Source organism: Micromonospora sp. NPDC005979 (genome assembly GCF_040614415.1).
Taxonomy (GTDB): Bacteria; Actinomycetota; Actinomycetes; order Mycobacteriales; family Micromonosporaceae; genus Micromonospora.
Genome location: NZ_JBEXUR010000003.1, coordinates 311,614 through 329,687, shown reverse-complemented (window position 1 = coordinate 329,687; position 18,074 = coordinate 311,614). Strand labels below are relative to the sequence as shown.

Below are 18,074 nucleotides of genomic sequence, written 5' to 3'. Positions count from 1 at the left end.
CCAATCGGCACGAAGTGATAGGTGAGGGGATCCACGGCGACCACGAGACACGCCACCGCTCACCGCTGCCGACGCCGCTCGGCGCGGACGAAACCCCGATGCGGTGTGCCCACGGACCGACCGGCTCGTCGCCACGGGTCTGCACCGCTGGTTCCGCCGCCCAAGCGGGACCAGAGGGTCGTCGAATCGTCGGTGGCCACGTCGTACGCCCGAACGCCACGCCCGGCCGTCGATCGGAGCAACCGGTCCACGACCGAATCGATTCGGCCCCGACGCTAGATCTGGCAGTGAAATATGTCAATGCTGTGTCGAGTGGGTTGCGACCCGACGCGAGGGGCCGGCGCTACGGCGCTGTTCGTACCTCGCTGAGGTTCTTGGTGATGCGTAGCAGCACCTGGTCCGGCGTTCCGTCGACGAAGGTGGCCGCGTCGGAGAGCGCGGCGATCAGCGGTAGTCCACGGCCGCCGATGGTCAGCGGCGCGGGAAGGTCGGCGTCGAGCTTGGCGGCGTCCGGGGTGCTGCCCCGGTTGCCGACCTCGATGACACAGACGTCGTCGTCGATGCTGATCGTGAGGTCGACGTCGCTGCTGGGATCGGCGTGGATCACCGCGTTCGAGCACGCCTCGCTGATCGCGACCGCCAGGTTGGCGCGAACGTCATCGCCGATGTCGGTCAGGCTCAGCAGGGTGGCCAGGATGTGCCGGGCTCGGGCCACCGCCGACGGCTGGCGTGGGAGCGACACTGTCATGCCCACCCGCATCGCTCAGCCCCTTCCCAGCCCCGTGCGTCGTGAGCCCGGATCACCCTGTCATACCCACGGCCGGGTGCTCCGATACCCGTGCCGCCACGACGGATCGGGAACCTTCGAAAGGCGTTCGGCGTCGGCGTCTGGCACGGTAGGGGCGAGTAGTCACCGCACAGCGGGTTGGCGCAGCGCACGTGAGGGGGAGTGGTGGATTTCGCGTTGACAACCCGGCGAGGGCGCGTCGGCACGGTGGTGGAGGTCGCCGGCGATCTGGACATGAGCACCACACCGCGTCTGCGGGACGGGCTGCTGGAGGCGGTCGAGAGCGGCGCCCGGGTGGTGGTGGTCGACCTCGCCGCCGTCGGGTTCATGGACTCCAGCGGCCTGGGCGCGCTCGTGATCGCCTACAAGGCGATGCGGGCGCGGGACGGCTGGCTCGGCCTGGCCGGAGTCCAGCCGTCGGTACGCAAGGTGCTGTCGATCACGTCGGTGGATCGGGTCATCGAATCCTTCGACAACGTGCAGGACGCCGAGGAGGCGTCCCCGGCGGCGTCCTGAGCGTCGTCTCAATGGGTGCTGGCGCGGTCGATGCCAGCGCCGGCGGCGGTACGACGTGGCCCGTGGCCGCCGTACCAGTCGATGACGAGCAGGGTCGCGTCGTCGGCCAGCACTGGGCCGGCCGTCGCCAGCACCTTGTCCGAGAGCGCCCGGACCGCCTCGCGCGGGTGCAGGTGGGCGATCTCGAGCAGCGCCGCGCCCAGGTCCAGATCGGCGGCGTTGCGTTCGCGCATCCCGTCGGTGACGATCACCAACCGGTCGCCGGGGAGTAGGGAGATCTCCCCGCTGCGGTAGCGCTCCTCGGGGAACATGCCCAGCGGGAAGTTGCTGGGCAGCTCCACCGGTACGACCCGGCCGCCCCGGACCAGCAGCGGCGGGACGTGCCCGGCGTTGAGCAGTTCGCAGCGACTGGTACGCAGGTCCAGCCGGCCGAGTACGGCGGTCACGTACGCGCCGGGCACGTTGGCGTGCTCGGCGACGGCCCGGCTGGCCTGGTCGGCCTGCGCGACGAGGCTGTCGCCACGACGGCGGGTGTTCCGCAGGCTGCCCACCCCGAGGGTGGCGGTCAGCGCGCTGGCCACCCCGTGCCCCATCGCGTCGGTGACGCTGACGTGCAGCAGGTCCCGGGCGAGGCTGTAGTCGAAGGTGTCCCCACCGACACTGGCCGCCGGTTCAAGCCAACCGGACAGCGCGAAGGCGCCGGCCTCGCAGGTGAACGCGGCGGGCAGCAGCCGGCGCTGGATCTCCGCCGAGAGAGTGAACGGGCTGCTGCGCTGACCCCACTCGAACAGGTCGGTGTGCCGGCGGTTGGCGATGACCACGAACGCCAGCGCGTGCGCGGTCCGGGCGATCTGGGCGATCACCGACTCGTCCGGCTGCTGCGGAAGGGCGATCTCCAGCAGACCGATGGCCTCGCCGCGTTCGGTGACCGGCGCCAGCACGGTCCACCGGCCGTCGCCCGGGATCACCCGGGTGCTCTGCTGACGAAGGACCTGCTCGTGGGGGCCGCCGTCGAACGGCAGGACCTCGGCGGCCTCCTCGTTCTGGCGACGGCCGCGGCCGCCGGGGGTCGGTTGGTGGGTCAGTCGGACCAGCGCGCGACCGCTGAGGTCCGCGATCAGCAGCGAGACACGTGACGCGTGCAGCGCCGCGGCGATGGTGCCCGTGACCGCCTCGACCGCCTCCACGGGGGCGGCGTCCTCGGCCGCCTGCAACACCCCGGTCAGCACCGCCTGCCCTCGCTCGTCCACCCGTCGAGCATAAGCAACCGCTCGCCGGGCCGGGTGTGCTGCCTCGGCCCGCGAGGTGCCGTTCAGGCCCAGCGCACCACCTCGTCATGCCCGAGTCGGGGCAGTCGGGCGTACCAGGGGTCCTTGCCGGGGTGTCCGATGTTGACCACCAGGATCGAGTGGAAGCGGCCGTCCGGGAAGAAGTCGGCGTCGATGCCGGCGGCGTCGAAGCCGCCCATCGGACCGGCGGCGAGCCCCTGCGCGCGGACGGCGAGGATGAAGTAGCCGGCCTGCAGGGTCGCGTTGAACGAGGCGGCCCCCGCACGCAGGGCGTCGTTCGCGGCGAAGACGTCCCTGAGCTCCGGTTTGTACGGCAGGACGGTCGGAATGTGTTCGTGGAACCGATCGTCCATGGCCAGTACGGCGACCGCGGGCGCCGAGGCCGTCTTTGCCCGGTTGCCGTCGTTCATGTGCGTGACGAGTCGATCGCGTCCGACACCCCTGCGTACGTACAGCACCCGGAGGGGTTGGGTGTTGGCCGAGGTCGGTGCCCATCTGGTCAGCTCCCAGATCGCGGTCAGTTCCGCGTCCGAGACGGGGGTCTCGGCGAAGGTGTTGGCGGTGCGGGCGCCCGTGAAGAGCAGGCGCTTCGCGGTCGCGTCCAGCGCGCCGAGCGGGTGGCCGTGGGCCTCGGCCCTGGCGCCGGTGTGATCAAGAGTCATGACTGCCTCGCTTTGGTTAATGTGTGAACCAAAGCCTAGGGCGAGATAGTTAACGCATCAACCAATCCGGCCGGGTGGAGGTGTGAGCTGCGCCGCATGGCGGTGCCAGGAGCACGGAAAACCGGCCCCAGATGAACCAGGGCCGGCGGTGGGAGGTCGGCGCTAGCTGGCGGCGTCCAGGGCGGCGAGCCGTCGACGTACCTTGTCGGTGATCGTGATCAGCGTCCGCAGCTCCGCCTGGGTGAGCTGGTCGACCACGGCGTCCCGAGCGTCCGCCACGTGTTGCCGGGCCGCGGCGGCGATCAGCTCCCGGCCAGCGGCGGTGACGGTGACGACCGCGCCCCGCTGGTCGGCCTGCGAGCGTTCACGCGTCACCAGGCCGCGACTCTGCATGCGCGACAGGTGTTGGGACAGCCGGCTCTTCTCCCACCGCAGGCGGTCGCCCAGCTCGAACGACCGCAGCCGCCCCTCCGGGGCCTCCGAGAGGTGGGCCAGCACCTGGTAGTCGGCGTGCGAGAGGCCGCAACGGGTACGGAGCTGGCGGTCGATGAAGGCCGACAGGCCTTCCTGGGTCGCCATGAGCCCACGCCACGCCCGCTGCTCCTGCTCGTCCAGCCAGCGCGGCTCCGTCACGGCCGCAAATCTACCAGTGGTTGATCCGTGAACCACTCCGTCGATGCGGACCCGGGCTCATCGCTCGGTAGTCACACAACTACTTGTCCGGCCGGTGCAACTTCCCGGTACGCCGGTTCCGTTCTACCTCCGTCACGAGGAGGCAGTCGACGTGAAAGCCGAAGACGAGCAGGCATTCCGCGAGTTTGTGACGTCAGAGATGGCGTCACTGCGCAAGCTGGCGTACGTGACCTGCGGCGACTGGCACACGGCGGAGGACGCCGTCGCCAACGCGCTGGTCAAGCTCTACCCGCGGTGGCGCAACCTGGACCGACCCGATCTGTACGTCAAGACCATGGTCTACCGGGCCGCGATCGACGAGACCCGTCGGCCGTGGCGGCGCGAGCGACCGACCGGTGACGCCATGCCGGACGTGGTGGTGCGGGATCCGGCCGCCGCGACCGACGAGCGGATGCGCCTGCGGGTGGCGCTCGACGCGGTGCCGGCCCGGCAGCGGGCCGCGGTCGTGCTCCGGCACTACCTGGGTCTGAGTCTGGAGGACACGGCGGGCGTCCTCAACTGCACGGTCGGCGCGGCCAAGAGCCAGGCCTCGCGGGGCCTGGCGAAGCTGCGCGAGTCACTCGCCGGCGAACGCGTCAATCTCACCGGGAAGCCGATGGAGGAGTGGACCAATGCAGTTGCGTGACCTGGTGGACACGGTGACGAGTGACGAGCCGCCGATGGCCCGTACCGTCGACGACATCATCGCGTTGGGGCGGCGGGCCGAGCGGCGTCGCCGCGCGGGGTTCGCGTCGGCCGGCGCGGCGGGCCTGGTCGCGGTCGCGGTCGCCGGCGTGCTCGTCCTGCCCGCCCTCAGCGCCGAAGAGAAGACCACGCCGGCCCCGGCCGGCGTGACGACGTCCAAGCCCGGCCAGGTTGCGTGGTCCGACGCCGAGCCGTTCACCTTCACCTTCAGCGGGTACGACGCCGGCACGCTGCACGTGCAGGACCCGATCGTCGCGTCCACCGCGTACCAGATCGCTTCCGTCTACTCCGACGGTCACGACTCGAACGACCGGCCGGTGAGCGAGGAGGGGGCCGATTCCCCGGGCGTCGGCACCGAGATGGAGAGCAAGAAGGGGGCCGGCGACGACAAGCCGAACCTGTGGGCATACCTGACCGTCTACCGACCGGGCGCCTTCGACGCCACCGGCATCAAGGGCGGCACGAGCGTCACCGTGGCGGGGCGCAAGGCCCTGCGGGCGACCCTGCCGGTCGGCCTCGACCCGCGCAACGAGTCGGACACGCGCAACAAGCTGTTCGCCTGGGAGTACACCGACAACGCCTGGGCCGTTGTCACGTCGGTCTCCTCGGACGAGGCCACGCCGAGCTTCGAGGACCTGGGCGGCCTGGTCGAGGGGCTGAAGCCCAGCCGGCCGACGCCGGCCCTGGTGCCGTTCACGGTGGGCTACGTTCCGGCCGGCTACCAGCCGCTGCAGATCGGCACGCACGCCATGCCCGGCCTCAACGGCGTCGCGGCGGCCCGCGCCGGTGACTACGGAGGCGCGACGTACACCAAGCCCGCCGCGCGCACCTCGGGTCTGACCGCGCCCTACGACTCGGCCGAGGACGGCATCGAGAACGGGTTCCACATCTTCGTCACCCCGAACACCAGCTCGAACCAGTCGCCCGAGCCCGGTGCCACCAGGTGCTACGGCGCGTCCGAAGCGAGCGGCCGGAACGCCGACGGTGGCTTCTGCAACATCTGGAGCGCCGACGGCAGGGTCGTCCTCCAGGTCAGCTCCGCGGGTCTCGGTGCCCAGCTGCCCCGGGCCGAGCTGCAAAAGATCGCCAGGGGGATCACGGTGGCTGACGTCCGCAACGAGTCGACCTGGACCCCCGCCGCGACGGCCCTTCGTCCGTAGCCGTTGTTCCGCTGCGCCCCCGGCGGTGACCGCACGCCCGGATGCGGTCACCGCCGGGTTCGGCTCGTATCAGGCGTTCGGTACGTCCCGGGCTTCGGCCTGGGCAGCTCCTACCGGTGTTCGACGCGGTACGCGCCGTTGCTGTTCGCCGCGCGCTCGCCGAGGTCCTTCCAGGCGCCGCCGTCGAGCCCGAGAACATCCAGGAGGTACGCGGAGACGGCGTCGGCGACGAGCGCCACGCGCGCCGGGTCCTCGTCGGTGGTCTCGGCGACACTCTCACCGGCGATGCCACCGAGGGTGTGCTGACCTTCGGCGATGGTCAGCATGCTCTTGGGCGAGGGGCTCAGGTGATAGGCGTCGGTGAACCAGTCCGGCCCGCGGGTTGACATCGCCGATTTGTCCTCACCACCGGTGATGACGAGGGTCTGCGTGGTCATGGTGGAGTAGTCAGGTCGCATGAATGGCAGGTGCTCGGCCGCGAACGGGGTGAGGCTGTCGCCGGTGCCGGTCGCCGCGATGAGGACCCCGGCCCTGACCGCGTGGTGCGAGAAGTCCTCGCCCGGTGTGCCGTCGGCGTCGAGCACGCGAGCGCCCAGGAGGGTGCCGACCGTCTGGCCGCCCCAGGAGTGCCCGACGGCGGCTACCCGCCCCTCGTCGACGCGGCCGCGCAGGCCCGCCTGGTCGAGGATGTCCCCGAGGTTGTCGAGGATCGCGTGCAGGTCGGCGATCCGTACGCGCCAGATCGTGCCGAACCGTGGGTCGTCGAACCCGATGCCGTTGCGCCGGGAGTCGAGGTGGGTCGGCTGGACGACGACGAAGCCGGCCGCCGCCCAGCGGTCGACGAGCGGTTCGTAGCCATCCATCGACCAGGCGTTGCCGTGCGAGAAGACGATCAGCGGGAGGTCCCGGCCGGACTCCGGCGCGGTGACCTTGACCGGTAGGTCGATGCCGCGTCCCTCGCTGGGCACTCGGATGGGCTTGATCGCGACGAGTCGCTGTGTGGCCTGTTCGGTATGCATGGTGCGGTGCTTCCTCTGCGTGAGGTCGGTCTGCCGTGATTTAGCGGAACGCTGTTCCGCTAACCGTAGCGGAACAATGTTCCGCCAACAAGGCGGGGCTGGTTGGCTGCCGCCGCTGGTCCCGGCTGGTGAGTCGCTTGACCGCTTTTGCTAATACCGTTAGCCAAAAGGCTATGAATGATAGCCGGGGTGTCGTCGAGGAACGCGAGCGGGTGGTCGTACGACCGGAAGTTTCGCGCACCTTGGCAGCGGCGCGCGCCTCCGCTACCTTCATGGGAACGCTCCCATGAACTTAGATACATCGATGTGATCAGGAGGAAACACGACGTGGCTATCCTCTCCCTCCGGCGACGCAGATCCACGGCCCTCAGCGTGGCCGCGGTCGCGGGCGCTGCCGCCGCCGGCGTATGCCTCGCCGTCAGCAGCGCGTCTGCCGGCACGATCTCCGGGCCGCTCTACCGCGACCCGAGTTCGGCGGTCGTACGCTGGGTCGCCGCCAACCCCGGTGACTCGCGCGCCGCCGTCATCCGCGACAAGATCGCGAGCCAGCCGCAAGCCCGCTGGTTCGCCAACTTCAACATCTCGACGGCGCAGTCCGAAGCCGCCGCCTACGTGGGCGCCGCCAACGCCGCGCAGCAGATCCCGGTGCTCGCGATCTACCAGATCCCCAACCGGGACTGCGGCGGGGCCAGCGCCGGTGGGGCGCCGGACCTCAACCAGTACCAGACCTGGGTGTCCAACTTCTCGCGGGGACTGGGCAACCAGACGGTCATCATCATCCTGGAGACCGACTCGCTCGCCCTGCTGACCTGCCTGAACAGCAGCGAGATCAACGCCCGCAGCCAGGCAATCTCGACGGCCACCCGCACCCTGAAGTCGGCCAACCCCAACGCCAAGGTCTACCTCGATGCCGGCCATTCCACCTGGAACAGCGCGGGTGAGACGGCCAACCGGCTGCGGGCCGCCGGCGTGCAGTACGCCGACGGCTTCTTCAGCAACGTGTCGAACTACAACTCGACCTCCAGCGAGGCCAACTTCGGTCGAGCGGTGATCTCCTCCCTCAACGGCATGGGCATCTCGGGCAAGCGCCAGGTGATCGACACCAGCCGCAACGGTGGCGCCAGCGGAGACTGGTGCGGCGACGACAACACCGACCGGCGTATCGGTATGTACCCGACGACGAACACCGGCGACAGCAACATCGACGCGTACCTCTGGGTGAAGCCTCCGGGCGAGGCGGACGGCTGCCGCTACACCGCCGGTTCGTTCCAGCCCGACCTGGCCTACAGCCTGGCCAACGGCGTGCCCAACCCGCCCACGACGGCCCCGCCGACGACCCCGCCGCCGACGTCCGCCCCGCCGACCACGCCGCCCCCGACCACGCCTCCGCCGACGACCCCGCCGCCCACCACGCCCCCGCCCACCACGCCGCCGCCGACCGGTAACGGCTGCTCCGCGTCGGTGGCGCTCAACCAGTGGTCCGGTGGCTTCACGGCAAGCGTGACGGTCACCGCCGGTTCCGCGGACATCAACGGCTGGACGGTGACCATCACGCTGCCCAGCGGCGCGGCGGTCACCGGTGTCTGGAACGCGCAGGCCAGCGGCACGAGCGGTACCGTCCGGTACACCAACGTGAGCTATAACGGACGCGTGGGCGCCGGGCAGTCGACCAACTTCGGCTTCCAGGGCACCGGCACCGGCCCGGGCGCGACGGCCAGCTGCGCGGCCGCCTGACCCCAACCGAAGTCACGGCCCGGCGCGGAGGACCACCTCCGCGCCGGGCCGGCACCATCGGGGGTACGGGGGCCGGACCGGCCAGCGGCGGAGGGACGATTCAGCGATCGGCACCGTACGGCGGCTCGCTGCCCGGGACTCAAGCATGAGCTGCGGACTGTCCGATCGGTCGCGGGTCGGGACCGCGACGGGCCGTTCCGTTCGCTCGTCTTCGCCCACGGGACATCTCGTGGCCGGCGAGCAACGCCAACGCGACGGCCGTCAGCAGGCCACCGAACAACGGGACGACGCGCACTCCGGCCGTCGCGAGCAGGCCCGCTCCGATGAGCGAGCCCGCCGCGAGGCCGACGTTGAACGCGACGCTGAGGCTGGCCGACGCCATGTCGGTGGTCGACGGGGCGACCTGCATGATGCGGTGCTGGATCCCCGCGATCAGTGAACTGAACGACATCCCCGCCACGGCGAGCAACGGGATCGCCGCCACCTTGCTCGCGCCGATCCCATAGAGGCCGAGCATCGCGGCGGTGAGGAGCCCGAGCAGCCCCAGCACGACACCGAGCGGAAACCGGTCCAGGACCCGGCCGACCGCCCAGGTGCCGACGACGCCGAACGAGCCTTGAACGAAGAGCAGCAAGCCTAGGGACGCAGTGGCGAATCCGCTCACGTCGAGGAGGAAGACGGTCATGTACGTGAAGGCGCCCATGGCGCCGGTGACCGCGAAAACGGTGGCGACGAGGAGCACGACGAAGCGCTGACGGTCCGGCATCGACCCGATGTCTCCCGCACTCTGTCGCGGTGTGACACGCGGTAGGAGCAGGGTGATCGCAAGGCAGATGGCGAAGCCGAGGACGGCCATCGCGGCGAAGGCGGCCCGCCACCCGAACTCCCCGCCCAGCCAGGTGCCCAGCGGTACGCCCAGGACCGGCCCGAGCGCGTTACCGATCGAGAGTCGAGCCACGACGCGGCCTCGAACGTTCGCCGGAAACATCGAGATCGCTACGGGAAACACCACTGCCCAGAAGACGCCGTTGGTGGTGGCGGACACCAGTCGTGCGGCGAGGAGCACCTCGTAGGAGTCGGCGAAGGCCGACACGGTCGTCGCGGCGGCGAAGACACCCAGGGTGCCGGCGAGTAGTGGACGCCGTGGCACTCGCCGGGTGACCCGGGTCAGCGGCAGGGCCACGATCGTGACCACGACGGCGTACCCGGTCACCAGCAGGCCGGCCTCGGACCTGGAGCGTCCCAGGTCTGGCGCGATCAGCGTGAGCAACCCGATCGGCAGGACCTCGGTGGTGACGTAACAGAACGTGGCGGCGGACAAGGCGACGAGGGCATGGACCGCGCGTCGAGGATGCGCCATCGGCTACCTCCCAATCCTCAGAGGTCGTTATGTGATTCCACCTAACCATGATTAGACGGTAGCGTGAAGCCATAGATGCTCTCTGTTGTCGCAGGGCGAGAGAGCGGTGCCGCATGTAGGGCAACCGTCCTAATCTGTATAGGTGGTAGCCTCATCGGTATGCCCCTCAATGTGTCCGAGCTACCGTTGGTCGGCGGGCACCCGGCGCTCGACCTGGTCAACACCCTCGAACGAGGCGGCAACTCGCCGCCGCACGACTTCCTGTCCGACAGCCCCGCCCTGCTGAGCTGGTCGGTCCGGGTGGGGATGATCAGCGACGCGGAGGCCGACCAGGTCGCCCGGGCGTGGTACGACGAGCCGGCGGCGGCGCACGCGGGGCTCACCGCCGTGCGGGACATCCGTGAAGGGCTCCACCTCGTGCTGCTCGCGGTCAACACCGACGCGGACGATGACACCCTCGCGGCCGGTGACACCGTCGCGGCCGGTGCCGCGCTGGTCGGACTGCACGAGCGTTGGTCGGGCGCGGCCGCGCGCGCGAGATTGGTGCTCGGCTCGTCGCAGGTGCGGCTGGCCTACGGCACGGTGCCCGCCATGTTGGTGCCCGACCGGACCGCCGAGGCCGCCTTCGACATCATGCTGACCGCCGATCTGACCCGGGTGCGCCGCTGCCCGGTGCCTGAGGGTGGCTGTGGCTGGTTGTTCCTCGACCAGAGCCGCAACGGTTCCCGTCGCTGGTGCCGCATGGCTGACTGCGGCAACGTGGTGAAGGCGCGACGGCTCACCGAGCGCCGCCGGGCAGCCCGATCCTCGCCCTCGTAGGCATCGGTCGACGTTCGACGGGCCGTGCGCCGCAGCTGCGCGGCCCTTTGGTCGGCCTCGCCATGCGGTGCCTACCACTGCCAGGGAGTGGTTGGCGCAGGCAGGGCTGGCAATACTTCGAGTCATGAACGCGAGAGGACAGCTCGGCGACTTCCTCCAGGCCCGGCGCTCTCAGCTGCGCCCGGAGGACACTGGCGTGCCGACGTACGGTGAGCGGCGGCGCGTTCGCGGACTACGCCGGGAGGAACTGGCCCTGTTGGCGGGAGTGAGCGTTTCGTACTACTCCCGGTTGGAGCAGGGCCAGGCGGTGAACGCCTCTCCTGAGGTGCTCGACGCGCTCGCCCGGGCGCTGCGGCTCGACGACGCGGAACGCCGCCACCTCGGCGAGCTCGCGGCGGGAACCCGCCGCCGGCCCGCCGCGCGTCGCCTGCCCCCGGAGCGGGTGAGCCCAGCGGTCCGCCAGCTCGTCGCGGTGCTCGGGGACGTACCGGTGGTGGTGCTCGGCCGCCGGGCCGACGTGCTGGCCTGGAACACCGCAGGCCATGCCCTCTTCGCCGGCCACCTGCCTCGGGAGATCCCCGAGCGGCCGGGCCAGTACGTGAACATGGCGCGGCTGGTGTTCCTGGACGCCCACACCCGCGACCTGTATGCGGACTGGCCCACCAAGGCCCGCGCCGTGGTGGCGACGCTCCGGATGGCCTCCGGGCAGCACCCGGACGATCCGCTGATGGCCGCGCTGGTCGGCGAGCTGACGGTACGGAGTCCGGAGTTCGCCACCCGGTGGGCCGACCACCGGGTGAAGGCCGGCGGCGACACCGTCTACCAGATGCGTCACCCGCTGGTCGGCGCGATGGACGTTACGCAGCAGACCCTGCGTACCGAGGACGGCCAGACCGTCGTGGTCGCCACCACCGAGCCCGGCTCCGCATCCCACGCCGCGATGACGTTGCTCGTGCACGGTGCCGTCACCACCCGTGCCGGCGCTGTCCAGCCGGCTGCCCTGCGCGACTGACACCACCCCACCGGCCGACAAGAGGTGCTCCGACGGTATCGCGTCCACCACCCCGCCGCGCCGCCGATCCGTCCCCGTCGGTCAGGCCGCGCCCCGGTCGACCAGGCTGAACGTCGTGTCGATCGGGGCGTCACCGAGATGCTCGACGTAGATCGCCTTCTTCGTCGGGCTCCACTGCACCACCCCGTACTCGTCGCTAATGATCGAGTAGGAGGTGCGTCCCTTGTCGTCCTTGCCCTCCCGGGACAGCGCGAACACGGTTGCGGCGGAGGCGTAACACTCGGCTCCCACCAGCGACGCGTACTGCTTTGAATCGATCTTGACCCCGAGGCACGGTCGGTGGGCGATGTCCGGATTCAATGACTTGATCATGAAGTCGACGCCGACCGGCTCAAGCACGAAGAGCGCATCCTTGCCGGTGCCGTCGCCCGTCTCGAGCTCGCCGTGGAACGGCAGCTTCAGGTCACGGTCGATCTCCACCAGGTGCAGCAGGATTCGCCGCTGACCGGTGAGTATCGCTTGGGTCGGGTCGGTGCTCCTCGACGCTGACGGGGTGGGCGTGCCCGAGGTGGCCGTGGACGCGGTGGTCGCCGCCGGTGCGCTCGCCGCCGGGCTGCCGGTCGACGTCGAGCCAACGTGATCCGGTTCGGACCCGCCGTCGAGCAGTCGCGGGCCGAACAGGGCGGCGGACACCAACACCGCGATCACCGCCGCGGCTGCTCCCCCCGCAGTGAGCCAGCGACGCCGGCCCCAGCCCCGGCGACCGGCGGCGGCGAGGCCCGGTGGCACCGACCGCCCGTCCTGGTCAGCGCCACCCGCGGCCGCCGGCACACTCGCCGCCGGTGCCGCGCCCGGAAGGTGGGCCGACTCTCCAGCAGCTCCCGCGTACCCTGCCGTCAACAACCCATCGAGCAGGTCGCGGGCGGTGGGACGGGCAGCGGGATCCTTCTCCAACGCCCGGGAGACCAACTCCCGCAGCGGCCCATCGAGCCCGGTCAGATCCGGCGGTTGAGTCAGGATCCGCATCGCGGTGGCGGTAGCCGAGTCGCCCCCGAACGGGTTGCGGCCGGTCGCGGCATGGGCGACCAGGGCACCCCAGGCGAAGATGTCCGCAGCCGGGCCCACCGGATGACCAGACGCGGTGTCCAACCGCTCGGGAGCCATGTACGAGACGGTTCCCACCATCTGGTTCGTCCGGGTGTGCTGGCTCGTCGCCTCGAACGCTCGGGCGATACCGAAGTCGATGACCTTGATTCCGCCCGGCGCCACCAGGACGTTCGCCGGCTTCAGGTCCCGGTGGATGACCCCGGCGCTGTGGATGGCGGTGAGCGCGGTAGCCACCCCGACCGCGATGCTGTGTAGCTGCGCCGCCCCCAGCGGCCCCCGCTCCCGGAGCACCTGGGCCAGGCTGGGGCCCTCGACGTACTCGACCACCAGATACGGCGGTTCGTGGTCCGGGTCGGCGTCCAGGACCTCGGCGGTGCAGAACGGTGGGACCTGGCGCGCGCGGTTCACCTCGCTACGGAATCGGCCCCGGAACTCCTCGTCGTGCGAGAGTTCCGGACGGACGACCTTGACCGCCACCCGCCGTCCCTGTGGCGAGCGGGCCAGGAAGACAGTTCCCATGCCACCGTCGCCGAGCCGGTCCAACACGTCGTATCCGCCGAGGCGGGCCGGGTCACCGGGACGCAGCCCGTCGTTCACGCCCGATGCCCGCAGACCGCGACCACCACGCGAGCCGTTCCGCCTATCACCCGTTCCCCTTAGGTCAGTCGGACGCCGACCGCAGCCTATCGTCCGCTTACCCAACGTCGTCGATGCCATCCACGTCCGGGCAGAGCCGGGGTGTCTCGGGTGTGGCCACCGCGGCGAGCGGCCGAATCAGCCGATGCCGTCGACCGCGGCCCTGAGCGCATTGATCGACGGATCCCAGCTGAAGTTCAGGACGGGGATTCCGGAAGCGGCGGCGTTGCTGTCGCCGCCGAGGACCACCGCCCGCGGCTTGCTGGTGCCCTGCGGAACCACCAGGTACCAGCTGCCCTTCACATTCGCGATGAACACTTCGTCTACCTCCTGGTCGGGCGGGTTCGGGGCGGTGACGTCCCCGACGTAGCTCTCGAAATCGACCGTCGCGCGGAAGTCTGTCGGGCTTCCGGTGTTCAGCCAGAGGCTCGTGTGCACGTGCGGTCCGACGCCCGAGTCACTGCCGTTCGCCGAGGCGCCGGTGTACGCGATGGCCTGGCCTCGTGACACACGCTGACCGTTAGCGACGATGATCCTCGACAGGTGCAGGTGCCGGGTGTAATTGCCGTCGTCGTGGGCCATCCCGACGACGCGTCCGGTCGCGGTCGAGGTGTCGGTCTTCACGAAACGGATCGTGCCGTTCGCCGCGGCCATGACGGGGGTCCCGGTTCCGACCGCGTAGTCGGTGCCCGGCTCACCCGATGGAGGCGTCCGGTTCCGGTGATCCTGCCAAGAGCTTGAGATCCGGACGTTCCCGCACGGCCTCTGGTAACTGCCGGCAGCGTGAGCGGAGCCAGGCGGGAGGCCAAAGGCGGACGACAACCCGGATGCCGCCAACGCGGCGCTCGTGAGAAACCCGCGCCTCGACAGTCCACGCAGGTAGGCGAGGCCGCCAAGGTCCTCGGGCCGCGGACCGTCGTGGCTCACGCCCGGGGGAAGGTCAGGTCGAGAGTCCTCGCCGAGGATCATCGATGCAATTTAAGGTCCACCTACCGTGAGGGCAAGGGCACCGTGTCCAAAGTCGGCGGTCACCCGCCCTCGCTGCTCTCGGGGGCGACCTGGTGCAGCGGCCTAGGCTCGGCCGGCGTCAAGGGTGAGGTTGACGCCGTTCGCCGACGAGTTCTCAAGCAGGGACAGGCACCCGTCGACGATGTCCTGCATGGTCGGCAGTTCCCCGGTAAGGGAGAGCTGGCGAAGCGGCTCGAGCAGGGCCCGCTTGTCCACCCAGGCGGGGCTGTCGACGACAGCGCCGGGGTGGATCGAGTTGACCCGTACCGGCGCGAGCTCAACGCTCAGGGTGCGCACCAGTCCGACCATTGCGGCGTTGACGGTGGACAGCACGGTCGAACCCGGATACGGCCGGTCCTTGGCCATCCCGCCGAACAACAACACGGCGGCACCGGGCGCGAATCGGTCGTGCAGGGCGGCCACCACCGCCGCATAGCCGACGACCTTCGTGGTCGCCAGCGTCACTGCCGCCGGAACCGCGAACGACGCCACCGTGTTGCTGTCCCGGACCATTCCCGCGATCGCGAGCCGATCCACCTGACCGACGTCGCGAAGCGCGTCCGCCATCGTCTCCGGTCGGGACAGATCAAGCCCGAGGCAGGAGACCGAACCACCGGTGTCAGCGGTCAGCCGCTCCGCCTCGGCCCCGGCCCGCTCGGCGCTCCGTCCGGTGATCGTCACCTGGTCGCCCCGACCGGCGTACTCGGCCGCCAGCTCGCGGCCGATGCCCTGGGTGGCGCCCACGACCAGAACTCGCAGGGTCATCCACAATCCTCGGCGCAGAGAGCTTCCAGCCCAAGGACGAAGGTGGCAGCGCAACGGTTCACGCATCGGGCCAGCTTCTTCGATGGCAAGCCGCTCGCCAGGCGTCCGGGTCCCGATCGCCAGGCAGGGAAAACGTACCGGAATTCCCAATCATCAGGCCGATTAAACGTGCCATTCCCAATTGCATTCTCGGGCTCCCTGGCGGTTCTCGGCTCAACTGGAAATAAAGTATTCATCAATTCACGGCCATCAAGCTCATAGGCATCCGTACGCGGTTGTCGAAGGAGTGTCAGGGTGGAAGAAGTGATCTCGTCGAAGATCTCTCGGCGAAGCCTGTTCGCGGTGGCCGGCGCCGGCGCCGCGCTGGCCACTGCGGCCGGTTGCTCGCCCTTGAAGAGCGATGCCGCTCCGGCCGCGTCGGCCACGACAGCGTCGCGGCCGAACCCGGACGGCGTCGCGCTCGGCCTGCGGCTACAGGGCATCCAGCACTTCGGTTTGACCGTCGACAACATGGAGCGTGCCTTCGAGTTCTACACCGAGGTGCTCGGCGGGACCGAGGTGATGCGGGACGGCGACTTCCAGGGCCAGGCGATCCACAACACTATCCTCACCGACCAGGAGATCCTCGCCGCCGAGCAGAAGGTCGATCCGAAGTCGATCGGCGTCCCCGATCTGGCCGGCGGACAACAGCGTCTCGACGTACGGTTCGTGCAGTTCGACAACGTGGTGATCGAACTCCTGCAGTACCGCGACGCGAATCAGCCGCAGGGCACTGGCCGGAGCTTCGCGCAGCCACGGGACCACATGAGCCCGGCCTACCCGCGCTCCATGCACATCTGCTTCCACATGCGCGACGACGTGGATTTCAACAAGTTCATCTCCGAGCTGGAGGCCGAGAGCGCCCGGCGCGGCATGAGCCAGGTCAAGGCCAACCGGGTCGTGACGGTACGCACCGAGCCTGCCCGTCTCGCCGCGCCGGCGAGTTCCAACACCAACAAGATCAAGGAAGGCAAGTCGAACGGCTGGGCGCTGATCTACTGCAAGGGCCCGGAGGGCGAGCAGTTGGAGTTCGTCCAGGCGCTCGACCCGGTGAAGCAGGTGTTCGCTCAGGCGAAGGAGCGGCACCTCGCCAAGATGAGCGGCTGACGACCGGTGACGCCGGGCCCCGGAACGGCTACCGGGGCCCGGCGGCGACATACCCCCGCGTGCTGTGCGTGTGGTCCTGGGCTGGGCGGACACCGGTGCGGGGGACGTGGGTGCGAACGGGCCAGTCCCTGCCACCCCGGGTGAACCCAAGGTCGCTAGACCGTCCCCTCGCGCCCTCGTAGCTCAGGGGATAGAGCATCGGTTTCCTAAGACGACGCTCCGTCGGTGTCCACGAGCCGACGGCCTGCGGCTTTCCTACTGTCACCCCTTGCGTGCCGGTCGCTTCGCGGGCTCGCTGCGATCGCTTGCCGAAAATCAGCTGGAACGTTGTGGGTCCTCCGGGTGCAGCTTGACATTGCCGCGAGTCGGGAGCCGAGTCATCCTTCCTCGTCGTCGAGCAGATCGCGGCGCCACTCCGCGAATCGGCTTCGGAGATCGTCCAGCGCTGGGCCGGTGACGCCGTACTGGGCGAAGTCGTCGGGATCGAGCTCGTTGGCTTGTCCGAGGGCGTCGGCGAAGATGCGCGGGTCGAAGCCACGGTCGGCGCGCTGCGCGAGGGCGACGAGGGCGACGAGGGCGTCGCGGGTGTAGCGGCCGGATCGGAGTGTGGCGTCGATGTCGATGAAGTCCCGGGCGAACGCTCGCCCGTAGAGGGCGCTCATCTTGTTCGCGACCGCGTCGTCGGGGTGCAGTACCGGTCCGATCGCCATGAGGATCGGATCGTTGGCACGCCAGTCCACGCCGAGCTCGACCTTGGAAGCCCGCACACCGTCGGTGACGGCCAGCCGGGCGAAGGTGTCGTACTGCCGCTCGGTCTCGACGGTCAGGCCGTCGCCGCGGTAGGCGTGCACGACGGCGACGACCGCGGCGGTGAACTCGTCGCGACGGTCCCACGCGGTGAACAGGTCAACGTCCTCACTGGGCCGCTCGACAAGCCCGGCGGCCTGAACCGCGTAACCGCCGGCCAGCGCGAAGCCGTAGCGATCGGCCGCCGCGAGCCCGGTGCGGGCGAGGCGTTCGTGGAAGGGGTCCACCGCTACGCCGCGTCGCTGCGGGTGGCGGCGAGTTCGGGGAAGGCTTCCTCCCAGCGCTGGCGGAGCCGGGGTGGCAGCCAGAGGGTGGGCCAGAGCCGCCGGAGGAGGCCGGCATCGAGCCAGGCGTGCAGATCCTCGACCGTGCTGGCTTCGGTGAGCACTACCTTGTACATGCTGGCCAGGCGTGCGGGCCGGTTCAGGTCGTACTCGGCGTGCCCGGACCAGTCGAGGTGACGCGGAAGCGTCACCATGCCCTTGGTGGGGCCGTGCAGCGCGGCGAGGGTTTCGGCGATCACATAAGGCTTCCGGTCGCCGTAGGGCTGGTAGTCCGCTGGTGGCTGGGGTGATGTCCTGCGCCGGTTGATGTTTGTCGCCCGCCGGACTTCCGGTCGGAGTGCCTGACGGATCGTTTCCCGGCTGTATCCGGTGACCCGCTGCAGATCCACCGGCCGCCACCCGGCCGCGTGGAACGCCCGCAGCTGCTCGTCCCGCTCGGTCAACGCGGCGGCCCGCGTCGCCTCATACCGGGAGACAACCGCCTGCAACTCATCCTCGGAGAACCGGCCCATGACCGCTAGCCTACCAGGCTAGGCCCAGCACGCTTGGCTTACGCGATGTCTCTGTAGCCGGCGGACCAGTCATG

The 18,074-nt window shown here is 69.9% G+C and carries 18 protein-coding genes; 7 read left to right on the top strand and 11 right to left on the bottom strand.

The window, feature by feature from the left end; genetic code table 11:
• Positions 1 to 343: 343 nt before the first annotated feature.
• Positions 344 to 748 carry an ATP-binding protein gene (locus tag ABZ272_RS07700; RefSeq protein WP_355049078.1) on the bottom strand — a complete coding sequence of 135 codons (405 nt, stop codon included), beginning with the start codon at positions 746 to 748 and terminating at the stop codon, positions 344 to 346.
• 216 nt (positions 749 to 964) lie between these two features.
• Between ABZ272_RS07700 and ABZ272_RS07695 the strand changes: the two genes are divergently transcribed.
• Entirely contained in the window at positions 965 to 1,303 is a 339-nt protein-coding gene (locus tag ABZ272_RS07695; protein ID WP_355049077.1) for an STAS domain-containing protein, read from the top strand.
• A gap of 8 nt (positions 1,304 to 1,311) precedes the next feature.
• Here the strand turns inward: ABZ272_RS07695 and ABZ272_RS07690 are convergent, their stop codons facing one another.
• The 3 genes from ABZ272_RS07690 to ABZ272_RS07680 form a co-directional block, all read right to left on the bottom strand.
• A complete protein-coding gene (locus tag ABZ272_RS07690; RefSeq protein WP_355049076.1) occupies positions 1,312 to 2,553 on the bottom strand; it encodes a PP2C family protein-serine/threonine phosphatase in 1,242 nt (413 codons plus the stop codon).
• A 62-nt stretch (positions 2,554 to 2,615) separates the two neighbouring features.
• Positions 2,616 to 3,254, bottom strand: a complete 639-nt coding sequence (locus tag ABZ272_RS07685) for a malonic semialdehyde reductase (protein WP_355049075.1) — start codon at positions 3,252 to 3,254, stop codon at positions 2,616 to 2,618.
• Between the two features lie 162 nt (positions 3,255 to 3,416).
• Entirely contained in the window at positions 3,417 to 3,887 is a 471-nt protein-coding gene (locus ABZ272_RS07680; RefSeq protein ID WP_355049074.1) for a MarR family winged helix-turn-helix transcriptional regulator, read from the bottom strand.
• Positions 3,888 to 4,038: 151 nt separating this feature from the next.
• Here ABZ272_RS07680 and ABZ272_RS07675 point away from each other — a divergent pair, with 151 nt between their 5' ends.
• Positions 4,039 to 4,572, top strand: a complete 534-nt coding sequence (locus tag ABZ272_RS07675; protein WP_355049073.1) for a SigE family RNA polymerase sigma factor — start codon at positions 4,039 to 4,041, stop codon at positions 4,570 to 4,572.
• A complete protein-coding gene (locus ABZ272_RS07670; RefSeq protein ID WP_355049072.1) occupies positions 4,559 to 5,791 on the top strand; it encodes a hypothetical protein in 1,233 nt (410 codons plus the stop codon). Before ABZ272_RS07675 ends, ABZ272_RS07670 begins: the two co-directional genes overlap by 14 nt.
• Before the next feature lie 110 nt (positions 5,792 to 5,901).
• On the opposite strand, the gene ABZ272_RS07665 is transcribed toward ABZ272_RS07670, so the two are convergent.
• A complete protein-coding gene (locus ABZ272_RS07665) occupies positions 5,902 to 6,810 on the bottom strand; it encodes an alpha/beta fold hydrolase (protein ID WP_355049071.1) in 909 nt (302 codons plus the stop codon).
• A 327-nt stretch (positions 6,811 to 7,137) separates the two neighbouring features.
• Here ABZ272_RS07665 and ABZ272_RS07660 point away from each other — a divergent pair, with 327 nt between their 5' ends.
• Positions 7,138 to 8,544, top strand: a complete 1,407-nt coding sequence (locus ABZ272_RS07660) for a glycoside hydrolase family 6 protein (protein ID WP_355049070.1) — start codon at positions 7,138 to 7,140, stop codon at positions 8,542 to 8,544.
• Between the two features lie 139 nt (positions 8,545 to 8,683).
• On the opposite strand, the gene ABZ272_RS07655 is transcribed toward ABZ272_RS07660, so the two are convergent.
• On the bottom strand, positions 8,684 to 9,904 hold the full coding sequence (locus ABZ272_RS07655) for an MFS transporter (RefSeq protein ID WP_355049069.1): 1,221 nt from the start codon (positions 9,902 to 9,904) through the stop codon (positions 8,684 to 8,686).
• Positions 9,905 to 10,063: 159 nt separating this feature from the next.
• Here ABZ272_RS07655 and ABZ272_RS07650 point away from each other — a divergent pair, with 159 nt between their 5' ends.
• Together ABZ272_RS07650 and ABZ272_RS07645 are read left to right on the top strand one after the other, a co-directional pair.
• Positions 10,064 to 10,723, top strand: coding sequence for a CGNR zinc finger domain-containing protein (locus ABZ272_RS07650; RefSeq protein WP_355049068.1), 660 nt, complete (start codon positions 10,064 to 10,066; stop codon positions 10,721 to 10,723).
• A gap of 124 nt (positions 10,724 to 10,847) precedes the next feature.
• On the top strand, positions 10,848 to 11,735 hold the full coding sequence (locus ABZ272_RS07645; protein ID WP_355049067.1) for a helix-turn-helix transcriptional regulator: 888 nt from the start codon (positions 10,848 to 10,850) through the stop codon (positions 11,733 to 11,735).
• 81 nt (positions 11,736 to 11,816) lie between these two features.
• On the opposite strand, the gene ABZ272_RS07640 is transcribed toward ABZ272_RS07645, so the two are convergent.
• From ABZ272_RS07640 to ABZ272_RS07630, 3 genes are all read right to left on the bottom strand, one after another.
• Positions 11,817 to 13,439 (bottom strand): serine/threonine-protein kinase, encoded by a 1,623-nt coding sequence (locus ABZ272_RS07640; protein WP_355049066.1) that lies wholly within the window; start codon positions 13,437 to 13,439, stop codon positions 11,817 to 11,819.
• Between the two features lie 177 nt (positions 13,440 to 13,616).
• A complete protein-coding gene (locus ABZ272_RS07635) occupies positions 13,617 to 14,447 on the bottom strand; it encodes a M23 family metallopeptidase (RefSeq protein WP_355049065.1) in 831 nt (276 codons plus the stop codon).
• A gap of 102 nt (positions 14,448 to 14,549) precedes the next feature.
• Entirely contained in the window at positions 14,550 to 15,251 is a 702-nt protein-coding gene (locus ABZ272_RS07630; RefSeq protein ID WP_355049064.1) for an SDR family oxidoreductase, read from the bottom strand.
• A gap of 294 nt (positions 15,252 to 15,545) precedes the next feature.
• Between ABZ272_RS07630 and ABZ272_RS07625 the strand changes: the two genes are divergently transcribed.
• Complete coding sequence (locus tag ABZ272_RS07625; RefSeq protein ID WP_355049063.1) at positions 15,546 to 16,397, top strand: VOC family protein; 852 nt, start codon at positions 15,546 to 15,548, stop codon at positions 16,395 to 16,397.
• Positions 16,398 to 16,774: 377 nt separating this feature from the next.
• Here the strand turns inward: ABZ272_RS07625 and ABZ272_RS07620 are convergent, their stop codons facing one another.
• Together ABZ272_RS07620 and ABZ272_RS07615 are read right to left on the bottom strand one after the other, a co-directional pair.
• Complete coding sequence (locus ABZ272_RS07620; RefSeq protein ID WP_355049062.1) at positions 16,775 to 17,431, bottom strand: nucleotidyl transferase AbiEii/AbiGii toxin family protein; 657 nt, start codon at positions 17,429 to 17,431, stop codon at positions 16,775 to 16,777.
• A gap of 2 nt (positions 17,432 to 17,433) precedes the next feature.
• Entirely contained in the window at positions 17,434 to 18,000 is a 567-nt protein-coding gene (locus ABZ272_RS07615) for a hypothetical protein (RefSeq protein WP_355049061.1), read from the bottom strand.
• Positions 18,001 to 18,074: the final 74 nt, after the last annotated feature.